This is a genomic window from Flavobacterium sp. PL002, from assembly GCF_054165825.1.
Window position 1 is genome coordinate 2,501 of record NZ_CM135110.1, and the last position, 13,995, is coordinate 16,495.

The 13,995-nt window shown below is 35.8% G+C and carries 5 protein-coding genes, 2 tRNA genes, 2 rRNA genes and 1 pseudogene (1 of these 10 running past the window's edge); 3 read left to right on the plus strand and 7 right to left on the minus strand.

All coding sequences use genetic code 11. The features are described 5' to 3' along the window. The 6 genes from ACVEGE_RS00010 to gyrA all read right to left on the minus strand — a co-directional run. Window positions 1–697: ribosomal RNA gene (locus tag ACVEGE_RS00010) — 23S ribosomal RNA — on the minus strand; it reaches 2,187 nt to the left of the window's first position. Window positions 698–888: 191 nt separating this feature from the next. Then, window positions 889–962: transfer RNA gene (locus ACVEGE_RS00015), tRNA-Ala, on the minus strand. An 88-nt stretch (window positions 963–1,050) separates the two neighbouring features. Continuing rightward, window positions 1,051–1,124 (minus strand) — tRNA-Ile (locus ACVEGE_RS00020). Window positions 1,125–1,308: 184 nt separating this feature from the next. Next, a 16S ribosomal RNA gene (locus ACVEGE_RS00025) occupies window positions 1,309–2,822 on the minus strand. The 16S and 23S rRNA genes sit together here with 2 tRNA genes alongside, the layout of an rRNA operon. Before the next feature lie 965 nt (window positions 2,823–3,787). Then, window positions 3,788–5,056, minus strand: a complete 1,269-nt coding sequence (locus tag ACVEGE_RS00030) for a tetratricopeptide repeat protein (protein WP_192500473.1) — start codon at window positions 5,054–5,056, stop codon at window positions 3,788–3,790. A gap of 42 nt (window positions 5,057–5,098) precedes the next feature. Beyond that, entirely contained in the window at window positions 5,099–7,747 is a 2,649-nt protein-coding gene (gyrA, locus tag ACVEGE_RS00035) for a DNA gyrase subunit A (protein ID WP_173854139.1), read from the minus strand. 253 nt (window positions 7,748–8,000) lie between these two features. Here gyrA and ACVEGE_RS00040 point away from each other — a divergent pair, with 253 nt between their 5' ends. The 3 genes and pseudogenes from ACVEGE_RS00040 (at window position 8,001) to ACVEGE_RS00050 (ending at window position 12,585) form a co-directional block, all read left to right on the plus strand. Continuing rightward, window positions 8,001–10,550 carry an ATP-dependent Clp protease ATP-binding subunit gene (locus ACVEGE_RS00040; RefSeq protein ID WP_192500474.1) on the plus strand — a complete coding sequence of 850 codons (2,550 nt, stop codon included), beginning with the start codon at window positions 8,001–8,003 and terminating at the stop codon, window positions 10,548–10,550. Between the two features lie 141 nt (window positions 10,551–10,691). Next, complete coding sequence (gene rimK, locus ACVEGE_RS00045; RefSeq protein ID WP_173854141.1) at window positions 10,692–12,065, plus strand: 30S ribosomal protein S6--L-glutamate ligase; 1,374 nt, start codon at window positions 10,692–10,694, stop codon at window positions 12,063–12,065. 10 nt (window positions 12,066–12,075) lie between these two features. Next, a pseudogene (locus ACVEGE_RS00050) lies at window positions 12,076–12,585 on the plus strand (DUF421 domain-containing protein). Between the two features lie 63 nt (window positions 12,586–12,648). Here ACVEGE_RS00050 and ACVEGE_RS00055 read toward each other — a convergent pair. Further along, window positions 12,649–13,989, minus strand: coding sequence for an inorganic phosphate transporter (locus ACVEGE_RS00055; RefSeq protein WP_192500475.1), 1,341 nt, complete (start codon window positions 13,987–13,989; stop codon window positions 12,649–12,651). Between the last annotated feature and the right edge of the window lie 6 nt (window positions 13,990–13,995).

A 13,995-nucleotide genomic window follows, 5' to 3' on the forward strand; every position in this document is an offset into this window, starting at 1 on the left:
TAACACTACTGACTAAAGCGCCCTATTCAGACTCGCTTTCGCTACGGATCCGTGACTTAACCACTTATCCTTGCCAGCAACGTTAACTCGTAGGCTCATTATGCAAAAGGCACGCCGTCACCCCACTAAAGGGCTCCGACCGCTTGTAAGCGTATGGTTTCAGGATCTATTTCACTCCGTTATTCACGGTTCTTTTCACCTTTCCCTCACGGTACTGGTTCACTATCGGTCTCTCAGGAGTATTTAGCCTTAGCGGATGGTCCCGCCAAATTCAGACAGGATTTCTCGTGTCCCGCCCTACTCAGGATACCACTATTGTTATCTTCTATTACTTATACAGGGCTATCACCTTCTTTGGCTTTACTTTCCAGTAAATTCTAATTCTATCCGCAACAAATAACGTGGTCCTACAACCCCAACATTGCCGTAACAACATTGGTTTGGGCTAATCCGCGTTCGCTCGCCACTACTTACGGAATCACTTTTGTTTTCTTCTCCTCCGCCTACTTAGATGTTTCAGTTCAGCGGGTTTGCCCACCCGAAGGTGTACTAGATCTTCAATCTAGTGGGTTGCCCCATTCAGGAATCTACGGATCAATCAATGTGTGCTTGTCCCCGTAGCTTTTCGCAGCTTATCACGCCTTTCATCGCCTCTGAGAGCCAAGGCATCCCCCATACGCCCTTATTTTGCTTATTGTACCAATCTTAAAATTAATTAAGACCGTTTTTTCTTGTATTTTACTATCTCTAGTAAAAAACGCTTTCTACTTTTAATATTTTTCTTATCTCAATATGTCAATGAACTTTTTCTGTAAGCATGAAGGCTTAATTATTAAGGCATAAGTTCTCACTTAATCCTTATTTCTTAATCCTTACTACTTTAGATAGTGGAGAATAACGGAGTCGAACCGTTGACCTCCTGCGTGCAAGGCAGGCGCTCTAGCCAGCTGAGCTAATCCCCCATTTTTGAGCGACTAGTGAACAGTAATTAGTGACTAGCACTAATTTTTGTTGCTTTTCAACTCTAGAATTTCCTTTAAGTTTAAATAGTTGTCTCGGACAGACTCGAACTGTCGACCCCTACATTATCAGTGTAGTACTCTAACCAGCTGAGCTACGAGACACTCTTATTCTTAAATTATTTTTTATTCAATTTCTTTAAATTAACAGCAAGAGTAATAAAACTTCTAAATCAGACCCCAATGTCTCTTTTCGTCTCTTTCCCTACCGTGCTTTTCTTAATCCTTAATTCTTAAGTATAAATACTTATTCATTAAAAATAATACTTAGCTAACACTAAGGCTCTAGAAAGGAGGTGTTCCAGCCGCACCTTCCGGTACGGCTACCTTGTTACGACTTAGCCCTAGTTACCAGTTTTACCCTAGGCAGCTCCTTGCGGTCACCGACTTCAGGCACCCCCAGCTTCCATGGCTTGACGGGCGGTGTGTACAAGGCCCGGGAACGTATTCACCGGATCATGGCTGATATCCGATTACTAGCGATTCCAGCTTCACGGAGTCGAGTTGCAGACTCCGATCCGAACTGAGAACGGTTTTGTAGATTCGCTCCTGGTTGCCCAGTGGCTGCTCTCTGTACCGTCCATTGTAGCACGTGTGTAGCCCAAGGCGTAAGGGCCGTGATGATTTGACGTCATCCCCACCTTCCTCACAGTTTACACTGGCAGTCTTGTTAGAGTTCCCGACATGACTCGCTGGCAACTAACAACAGGGGTTGCGCTCGTTATAGGACTTAACCTGACACCTCACGGCACGAGCTGACGACAACCATGCAGCACCTTGTAAATTGTCTTGCGAAAAGTCTGTTTCCAAACCGGTCAATCTACATTTAAGCCTTGGTAAGGTTCCTCGCGTATCATCGAATTAAACCACATGCTCCACCGCTTGTGCGGGCCCCCGTCAATTCCTTTGAGTTTCAAACTTGCGTTCGTACTCCCCAGGTGGGATACTTATCACTTTCGCTTAGCCACTGAGATTGCTCCCAACAGCTAGTATCCATCGTTTACGGCGTGGACTACCAGGGTATCTAATCCTGTTCGCTACCCACGCTTTCGTCCATCAGCGTCAATATATTAGTAGTAACCTGCCTTCGCAATTGGTATTCCATGTAATCTCTAAGCATTTCACCGCTACACTACATATTCTAGTTACTTCCTAATAATTCAAGTCAGACAGTATCAATGGCCGTTCCACCGTTGAGCGATGGGCTTTCACCACTGACTTATCTGACCGCCTACGGACCCTTTAAACCCAATGATTCCGGATAACGCTTGGATCCTCCGTATTACCGCGGCTGCTGGCACGGAGTTAGCCGATCCTTATTCTTACAGTACCGTCAAGCTGGTTCACGAACCAGTGTTTCTTCCTGTATAAAAGCAGTTTACAATCCATAGGACCGTCATCCTGCACGCGGCATGGCTGGATCAGGCTTGCGCCCATTGTCCAATATTCCTCACTGCTGCCTCCCGTAGGAGTCTGGTCCGTGTCTCAGTACCAGTGTGGGGGATCTCCCTCTCAGGACCCCTACCCATCGTAGTCTTGGTAAGCCGTTACCTTACCAACTAACTAATGGGACGCATGCTCATCTTTCACCGATAAATCTTTAATAGTGGTCTCATGCGAGACTACTATACTATGAGGTATTAATCCAAATTTCTCTGGGCTATCCCTCTGTGAAAGGTAGATTGCATACGCGTTACGCACCCGTGCGCCGGTCTCATTATCCGAAGATAACTACCCCTCGACTTGCATGTGTTAAGCCTGCCGCTAGCGTTCATCCTGAGCCAGGATCAAACTCTTCATCGTATATTATTTGCTTATTACTAAGCTATTTATTTTTGACTGAAGATCTATTGGTTATACTCTAATCTATCTATTCTATTACTCTTATTCTTTTGTTCTAACATCTCTATTAAAACGGCTGTCAATTCAATATGTCTAGGAACGTGTTCTTACCTTTTTGTTAACCTCGTTTTCATGTTATACATGTTTCTCGAAGCGGGTGCAAAAGTAATAAACTCTTTTATTTCTCACAAGCTTTTTTTAAAATAATCTGAAAATAAATTTTCAACTTATTTCGTTTTGCCTGCCATAATGTAAAGAACTTATTCGCTGTTGCGGGTGCAAAAGTAACTCCTTTATACCGTTAAACAATACTTTTGATTGCCTTTTTTTAATGTTTTTATAACTTTAATTTTAAACTACTGAAAACCTTGTCTTTGAAAAAGAGCTGCTGATGCGGTTTTGTGTAAAAGTAGGAATTATTACTATTGTAGATTGGGTTTTTATTAGATTTACAACCTATTAATTGTTTTCCCTAAGTTACAACTCGCTTAAAAATACTTTCATTAAACTACTTTACAGCTAAGAGCGACTTTGTAGAAGCGACTAATCCTCTTAACACAACTCAGTTATTACCTTTTATTACTAAATGCAATTTGAATAAACTAATCACTCCTTATATATAGGTATCAAAATCTTGATTCAAACACACCACTCCTCCCCTAGCCCTGATAGTAGTGGAAATCCTAGGGAGCCTCCCGATAACTATCGGGATTAGCGAACTAGATTGTAGCGGATAGCAGGAAATAGCTCCTATAAATTAATAATTCATTTTTCAATATAAAAACTTAACCCCGTCTCCATAAAAAAAATCCATAATCAAATATAGATCTAAATAAAAAAAAAAAAAAAAATGGAACCCAAGGGTTCCATTTTTATAATAGTAACAATATAATTTAAATTCTTAATTTTATTTTAAAAATTAAATTTTACATTTTAGCTTCTAATGCTTTTTTCTCAGCAGTCATTTCTAAAGCACTATATACTCCTAAAAGTGTTTTTGAAACATCCCCATTTTTAGGGTCAAGTTCTAATGCTTTAGTTAAATAAGGTATTGCAGTTTTAAACAATTCTTGCCTCTGTTTTTTCAATACATCATAACGCTGCATATCTTTATCAGAAGTGCCTAATTTATTCATTTCTGCAATAATCACACCTTCTTTATCTAATTTTAATGCCGCCATATTAATATAAGCATTTAGGTATTTAGGATTGATTTCAATAGCTCTATTATAATACTTTTCAGCATCAGCTACATTTTTAGCATTCGAACTAATTACTCCTAAGTTGAAAATTAAATCAGCATCATTTGGATTTTTTTCCAAAACTTGACCTATTAATTTCTTATAAGTATCAAAATCTTTAGTTTCTAAATACAAATTAGCCTCTGTCAAGATTAACGACGTATCATCTGGGTTTGTTTTTCTAGCAGCAGTAATCGCTTCTTTAGCCTCAGCAGTTTTACCATTTTGAACCAAAATTAAAGCGATATTTTTATAAATTTCTCCTCTTTTAGATGGAATTTCTTCAATTGTAGGCTGTTCATGAGTTCCTAATTTAACCATCCTATCTCTTTCTTGAAGCGTGCTGAAATTATCATTTTGTTGATTTAATTTATTAATCGCCAAATAATTTGTTGCTTTCCCCGAGTAGTTTAAGTCTTTTAAATCACCATATAACTTTAACGCATTATCATAATCCTGTGCATTGACATAAGTTGCAGCTGCGTAATACAAATTCAGAGTATCTTTTTTATCTAATAAATAAGCATCGTACAATTTTTTTGCACTTGAAGCGTGTTTATCGATTTTTGAATCAGCAATAGCACTATTTATTAACTTATTTTTTATAGTAATTATAGAATTCGCAGCCTCTCCTGAATATTTAGATTTCCCTGAAGCTTTTTCGGCAGCAATTAAACTTACATAAGCATCTGCTGCTAAAGATAAATTTTTATCCTCTTCTACATTTTTATTTGCTAAATCTAATAAAGCATTTCCTTTTATAAAAAAATATTGTGCTTTTTCAGAATCTGACGCATTAGTTATTAAACTTTCTGCTTCATTTAAAATTCCAACAGCTTCTTGAGCTTGCCCTTTTCTAAATGCTTTTTCAGCTGCTTTAATTTGATCTTTTTGAGCAAAAGTAGCTACTGATACCATTAAAGCTGATGCAAGTATTACATATTTACCTTTCATAACATTCCTTTTATTTAATTTTAATTTATTTATTCCTATTTATTAATCTTCATCTGAATCATCAGCATCATCCTCACTATCATCCTCTTCTACTTCGTCATCAGAATCATCGTCGTCATCGTCATCAGAACCTTCATCTTCTAAAACCTCTAATACAGGTTTCACTCTTTCGATTGTTTCAACCTCAATAACATTACCGTCTTCATCAACAATAACCTCTTCAGCGTCATCTTTCATTACTTTAGTAACCGCAGCGATAGAGTCTTTTCCTTTCAGGTTGATTAATTTCACCCCTTGAGTCGCACGACCCATAACACGCAAATCTTCAATAGCCATCCTGATTGTTAATCCTGATTTATTGATAATCATTAAGTCATCAGCATCAGTAACCGCATTTATGGAAATTAATTGACCTGTTTTCTCTGTAATATTCAAAGTTTTCACTCCTTTACCACCACGATTTGTAATACGGTAAACATCTTCTCCGTCTTCATCAACTAATTTAGTACGTTTTCCGTAACCTTTTTCAGTTACAACTAAAACTTGGGTATCATTTACAGCGTCTTTATCAACAGTAATCATACCAATTACTTCGTCATTATCATCTTTAAGTGAAATTCCACGTACTCCAGAAGCCGTTCTTCCCATTGGTCGTGTTTTAGTTTCTTCAAAACGAACTAATTTTCCAGACTTTAAAGCAAGTATGATTTGGCTTTCACCATTTGTTAATTTAGCTTCTAATAACTCATCACCTTCCTTAATAGTAATTGCAGCAACACCATTAACTCTAGGTTTTGAATATTTCTCTAAAGAAGTCTTTTTAACCTGCCCTTTTTTAGTAACCATTACTAAATTATGAGAAGTAATATAATCTTTATCTTTAAGATCTTGAGTACAAATAAAAGCCTTCACTTTATCATCGCTCTCAATATTTATAAGATTTTGAATAGCCCTACCTTTAGCTGTTTTATTTCCTTCAGGGATTTCATAAACACGCATCCAGAAACATTTCCCTTTTTGAGTAAAGAACATCATATATTGATGATTTGTAGCTACAAACATGTGCTCTAAGAAATCTTGATCTCTTGTACCAGCACTTTTTTGCCCTACCCCACCTCTATTTTGAGTTTTATATTCCGATAAATTAGTACGCTTGATATATCCAGCATGCGAAATTGTAATTACAACATTCTCATCAGCAATTAAATCCTCGATACTAACATCACCACCAGCATATTCAATTACAGAACGACGTTCGTCTCCGTATTTCTCCCTAATTTCTTCTAATTCTTCTTTAATCAAAGCTATTCTTAAATTCACATCAGCAAGCAAAGCTCTTAAATGCTCAATTAATTTCATGATTTCATCATATTCTGCTCTTAACTTGTCTTGTTCTAAACCTGTTAATTGACGCAAACGCATTTCAACGATTGCTCTCGCTTGAATATCTGATAATTTGAATCTTTCGATTAATTTTCCCCTAGCCTCTTCTGTATTACTAGATGCTTTAATTAAAGCAATAACTTCATCAATATTATCCGAAGCAATAATCAATCCTTCTAATATGTGCGCTCTTTCCTCTGCTTTACGCAATTCAAACTGCGTTCTACGAGTTACCACATCGTGACGGTGTTCTACAAAATAGTGAATCATGTCTTTTAGATTCAACATTTGTGGACGACCTTTTACTAATGCAATATTATTTACACTAAAAGAAGATTGTAATTGTGTATACTTATATAAGGTATTTAAAACTACATTAGGAGTAGCGTCACGCTTTAAAATATAAACGATACGCATACCGTTTCTATCAGACTCATCACGTATATTAGCAATTCCTTCAATTTTTTTATCATTTACTAAGTCTGCCGTACGCTTAATCATGTCGGCTTTATTCACTTGATAAGGAATTTCAGTAACAATGATACATTCTCTACCATCTACTTCTTCAAAACCAACTTTAGCACGCATCACAACTCTACCTCTACCTGTTTTAAAGGCTTCGCGAACACCTTCATAACCATAGATTACTCCACCTGTAGGAAAATCAGGTGCTTTAATATAAGTCATTAACTCATCGATCTCAATATCATTGTTATCCATATAAGCTAACGTACCATTAATCACCTCTGTAAGATTGTGTGGCGGCATATTTGTAGCCATACCTACAGCAATTCCTGTTGCACCATTAATTAATAAAGTAGGAACTCTTGTTGGCATTACTTTTGGCTCATATAAAGTATCATCAAAGTTCAATTGAAAATCAACTGTTTCTTTTTCGATATCTGCCATAATTTCTTCCGAAATCTTACGCATTCTAGCCTCAGTATAACGCATTGCTGCTGGACTATCTCCATCAACAGAACCAAAGTTACCTTGACCGTCAACTAATAAATAACGTAAACTCCATTCTTGAGCCATACGAACCATGGCGTCATAAACAGATGTATCTCCGTGTGGGTGATACTTTCCTAAAACTTCTCCAACAATTCTTGCGGATTTTTTATGGGCTTTATTTGAAAAAACTCCTAAATCATACATTCCATAAAGAACTCTTCGATGAACTGGTTTTAAACCGTCTCTAACATCTGGAAGCGCTCTAGATACAATTACTGACATCGAATAATCAATGTAAGCTGATTTCATTTCATCTTCTATGTTAATAGGAATTAACTTTTCTCCTTCAGACATAAGTTGTTATATTAAATAATTATATTAGTTTCAAAACGTGCCAATATACAGCTTTTTAAAATTTTTTAAAGCTTTTAACAACACTAATTTCAAAGATTTATTAACAATGTTTTTATTGAATTTATTTACTATTTTTAAACTTAGATTAGCATATTTCCACTTTTTTTTGTCAATTAGCTGACAGACGAACTTAGGAACGGTTTTTGTTTTTACAATAGTAATTCACTAAATTTACATTTACTAAATATATATTATGGATGATAATTTTTCACCAAGAGTAAAAGATGTTATTACCTACAGTAAAGAAGAAGCTTTACGACTGGGACATGACTTCATTGGAACTGAACACTTAATGCTAGGCATCCTTAGAGATGGTAATGGCAAAGCAATACAAATACTTAATAACCTATCTGTTGATTTAGAACATTTGCGTCGAAAGGTAGAAATACTAAGCCCTGCAACACCTGGAACAGATATAAATACAGATAAAAAAAACCTACACCTTACACGCCAAGCAGAACGCGCACTGAAAACAACTTTTCTAGAAGCTAAAGTTTTTCAAAGCACTTCTGTAAGTACTGCACACTTATTATTGTGCATTTTAAGAAACGAAAACGATCCTACAACCAAGCTATTGAATAAACTTAAAATAGATTATGATCTAGCTAAAGAACAGTATATAAATATGACACCAAGCGAAGAAGAATTCTTGGAAAATTTACCAAGAGCGTCCGACTCATATAATGATGAATCAGGACAAGATGACAGTCTTAAAGAGAGTAATTTCAATAATCCCGCCAATAAATCCAATAAAAAGTCAAAAACGCCGGTTTTAGATAATTTTGGGAGAGATTTAACGGAAATGGCTGAGGAAGGTAAACTAGATCCTGTTGTGGGTCGTGAAAAAGAAATAGAACGTGTTTGTCAAATTTTAAGCCGACGCAAAAAGAACAACCCATTACTTATTGGAGAACCTGGTGTTGGTAAATCTGCTATTGCTGAAGGATTGGCTTTACGTATTATTCAAAAGAAAGTTTCTCGTATTTTATTCAATAAACGAGTAGTTACTCTTGATTTAGCTAGTATTGTTGCTGGAACTAAATACAGAGGTCAATTTGAAGAGCGCATGAAAGCGGTGATGAATGAATTAGAAAAAAATGACGATATCATTCTTTTCATCGATGAGATTCACACTATTGTAGGTGCAGGTGGAGCTACTGGCTCTTTGGATGCATCCAATATGTTCAAACCTGCATTAGCAAGAGGAGAAATCCAATGTATTGGAGCAACAACTCTTGATGAGTACCGCCAATACATTGAAAAAGATGGTGCCCTTGAAAGACGTTTTCAAAAAATAATTGTAGAACCAACATCTGTTGAAGAAACGATTACTATTTTGAATAATATCAAAAACAAATATGAAGATCACCACAATGTAACCTATTCGCAAGAAGCCATTGAAGCTTGTGTGAAGTTGACGGATCGCTACATGTCAGAACGTTTTCTACCAGACAAAGCTATTGATGCTCTTGACGAAGCAGGATCTCGCGTTCACATTACAAATATCGAAGTCCCTAAAAAGATTTTAGATCTAGAACGCCAACTTGAAGAAATAAGAGAACTTAAGAATGCTGTTGTTAAAAAACAAAAGTATGAGGAAGCTGCTAAACTTAGAGATGATGAAAAACGTATCGAAAAAGAATTAGCAATCGCTCAAGAACAATGGGAAGAAGATGCTAAAAATAACCGAATTGAGGTTACTGAAGATAACGTTGCCGATGTAGTTTCGATGATGACTGGAATCCCGGTAAATCGTATTGCGCAAACTGAAAGTAACAAATTAGCTAAACTACCTGAGCTTATTGAAAGCAAAGTAGTAGGTCAAAAAGAAGCTGTTTTAAAAATTGCTCGTTCGATTCAAAGAAATCGTGCTGGTTTGAAAGATCCAAACAGACCTATTGGTTCGTTTATTTTCTTAGGACAAACAGGTGTGGGTAAAACACAATTAGCAAAAGTATTAGCCAAAGAATTATTTGATTCTGAAGATGCTTTAGTTCGTATTGACATGAGTGAATACATGGAGAAATTTGCTATCTCTCGTTTAGTGGGAGCGCCTCCGGGATATGTTGGATATGAGGAAGGTGGTCAATTGACTGAAAAAGTACGTAGAAAACCGTATGCTGTAGTTCTTTTGGATGAAATTGAAAAAGCGCATCCGGATGTTTTCAATATGTTGTTACAAGTTCTTGATGATGGCTATTTAACCGATAGTTTAGGTCGAAAAATCGACTTTAAAAACACAATCATTATTATGACTTCTAATGTAGGAGCAAGACAATTGAAAGATTTTGGACAAGGTGTTGGTTTTGGAACTGCTGCTAAAGTTGCTCAAGCTGATGATAACTCGAAAAGTATCATTGAAAATGCACTAAAGAAAACTTTTGCTCCTGAATTCTTAAATAGAATTGACGATGTAATTGTATTCAATGCTTTAGAAAAACATGATATTGATTTAATTATCGAAATTGAATTGAAAAAGTTATATGCAAGAGTTGCTGAATTAGGATACAATTTAAAACTATCTGATAAAGCGAAATCATTTATTGCAGATAAAGGTTTTGATAGACAATTTGGCGCAAGACCATTAAAAAGAGCCATTCAAAAATACGTTGAAGATGCCTTAGCCGAAGAGATTATTACTTCTAAAATTGTATCCGGAGATGAAATTTTTATGGATATAGAAGAAGGTGCTCAAGAGCTAACTGTAAAAGTTCAGAAAGCAGAAGAGCCTACTAATTTATAATAAAATTTGTATAACTAAATAATAACAAACCCGTTACGTTTTTATAAACTAACGGGTTTTATTCTTTATATAAATACCCTTTAATTTAAAAACAAATATTTACATTTGGTTTTTATAAACAGTCTTAACAAAAATCGCTATATGTCTGAAAATAAAGTTATCCTTGGTAGTGAGGAATGGTGTTCATTTCCTGAATTAGGTATTCCTACTATAAAAGCAAGAGTAGATTCAGGTGCAAAAACATCTGCACTACATGCTATTAATATTGCTCCATTTATAAAAAATGAATCTAACTGGGTACGATTTGACATCAACCCTATTCAGAACAACCTTAAGACTGTTATCCATTGTGAAGCTCCTTTAATTGATAAACGAATCGTTAAAAGTTCAAGTGGTTTTAGAGAACAACGTTATGTAATTCAAACTAATTTGAAAATTGGTGAAGGATCATGGCCTATTGAAATGACGTTAACAAACCGTGACTCGATGGGTTTCCGTATGCTTTTAGGGAGAGAAGCAATGAGCGGAAGAGTACTTGTTGATCCAGAAGAAAAATACCTTTTAGGACAACCTACACCGGAGTCATTAAAAGAGTTATATGTGAATTCTGAAAAAGCCCCTACGGGATTAAGAATAGGAGTTTTAGCCAGTAATCCTGAATTATATAGTAATAAACGTATCATGGAAGCGGGTGAAATGCGTGGTCATGAAATGCATTTCTTAAATATTAAAGAATGTTATATGAAACTGGATGCACAAACTCCAGAGATTCATTACAGAGGCGGTATCATATTGAATCAATTTGACGCTATTATTCCAAGGATTCGCCCTAGTATTACTTTTTACGGTTGTGCATTAACCCGCCAGTTTGAAGCTTTAAAAGTATATAGTTTAAACTCGGCAAATGCCATCACGCAATCAAGAGATAAATTATTCTCCTTACAGTTGTTATTAAATAGCGGAATTGGCATTCCTACAACAGGATTTGCTAATTCTCCTTTAGACACTAATGATTTGATTAAAATGGTTGGTGGATCTCCATTAATTGTAAAATTATTAGAAGGAACTCAAGGAAAAGGTGTTGTACTTGCTGAAACTAAAAAAGCAGCCGAAAGTGTTATTAATGCTTTCAAAAGTGTAAATGCCAATATACTAGTTCAAGAATTCATCAAAGAGGCTGATGGTAAAGATTTACGTTTATTTGTAATTGATGGAAAAGTAGTGGCAACAATTCAGCGTGAAGCGATGCCAGGCGAATTTAGAGCTAACATCCACCTTGGTGGAACAGCTTCTATAATCAAACCAACTCCCGAAGAGAAAAAAATTGCTATTAAAGCAGCCAAAGCTATGGATTTAAAAGTAGCTGGAGTAGATATTATTCGTTCTTCTAAAGGGCCTTTATTGCTAGAAGTAAACTCTTCTCCAGGGTTAGAAGGAATTGAAGGTGCTACAAACAAAGATATAGCTGGTGAAATGATTAAAGCGATTGAGAAAAATTTTAAACACAGAATGTAAATAATCGCCAATGAACGTCTATTTAGATATCATTTTTAGAAGTACAGCGATCTACTTTTTTATGATTATCGCCTTGCGTATTTTTGGAAAAAAAGAATTATCTCAACTCAACACTGCTGACATCATATTAATCTTATTGATTAGTAATTCGGTTCAAAATGCAATGGTTGGAAACAACACTAGTCTTGCAAGTGGCTTAGTTGCTGCCTTAGTTTTATTTATATTAAATTTTATCTTAAAGAAAACACTATTTAAGTACACCAAACTAAGCGCTTTAATTCAGCAAAAACCTGAGGTTTTAATTCATAATGGCACCTTGGACTTTAAACTCTTAAGCAAGTTAAACATAAGCTCTGAGGAATTAAGAGAAGCAATGAGAGAACATGGCGTTGAACATTTTTCTGATGTAAAATTATAAATGCTAGAAATTGACGGAAACATTAGCATTATAACAGGAACTAATAATTTAAAGCAAACGCATTACAAAAGGCTAAAGAAATTAAAAAAGACAATCTATTAATTTTTTGAAACAAAAAAACCATCTTAGTTTAAGATGGTTTTTTTGTGCTTTTAAATTTATTTTTTAGATAAACAAACTAAGTATATAATAAACGATTGCTGCTAGCAAAGCCGAGATAGGAATAGTCAACACCCAAGCCCATAAAAGACTTACAGTAACTCCCCAACGCACTGCTGAGACGCGTTTAGTTAATCCTACTCCAATAATAGATCCTGTAATAGTGTGTGTTGTACTTACTGGAATCTTTAAATGTTCAGTGAAATACAAGGTCAAAGCTCCTGCAGTTTCTGCGGCAACACCTTCAAATGAAGTTACTTTGGTAATTTTTGAACCCATTGTTTTTACAATTTTCCAACCTCCGCTTAATGTTCCTGCGGCAATAGCAGAATAACATGCTAACGGAATCCAAGCTGGCATTTTGAACGCACCACTCTCTGATGGTAAAACAACATCCAACCAAGAATCCATATGTATTCCAGGATTAGCATTAATATAAACCGCAACGGCTGCTGCTATGATACCCATTACTTTTTGAGAATCGTTACCACCGTGTCCTAAACTAAATGCTGCAGAAGAAACTAACTGCATTTTTTTTAAGGCTGCATCTGCTTGATGTAGATTTAAGCTACTAAATATTAAACAAAAACAACTCACTGTTAAAATAATAAAAGCAACTAAAAACCACTTGATATTGTGAGGTTCAAAGGCGACACTCCAAAACTCAGAGTTCTCAAAACGAGGTAATTTTCCATCAGCTGTAATAACGTCGTAAGGAATCATTTGAACGTATACAAACCAAATTGTAGCAATCATTAAAGCAACGGTAAAAATCTTTGGATAGATACTTTTGCGTGAAGCATTAAGTAACCAAATAGAGATTAAATAAGAAGCCATAGCACCTAATAAAGGCGCCAAAACGATGAAGGCTATAATAATCAACACTCCTGATGGCATTCCACCATCTTTACTTGCTTTGTACCAGCTAACAATTTCATACCAATAATGTGTTGCCCCGTCAGCACCTATATAGGCTGAAAAGCCGTGCATTGCAATAGAGTGCGCAATTGCAGCTCCTGCAAAACCACCAATTAAAGTATGTGATGAACTGGATGGAATACCCAACCACCAGGTTAGTAAATTCCAACAAATGGCTGCGATTACTCCCGCAAGAATTACCACAAGAGTAATTTCCATGGTATTGGCCGTTTTAGCTACAGTATCTGCAACTCCAAAACCAAAAACCCAATAGGCTAGAAAATTAAAAAAAGCTGCCCATAGAACAGCTTGAAAAGGCGTTAATACTTTTGTAGCAACAACGGTAGCAATGGCATTTGCAGCATCATGAAAACCGTTGATGTAATCAAAAATTAAGGCTAGTACTATAATAACTAAAAGTAACGTCATAAACTT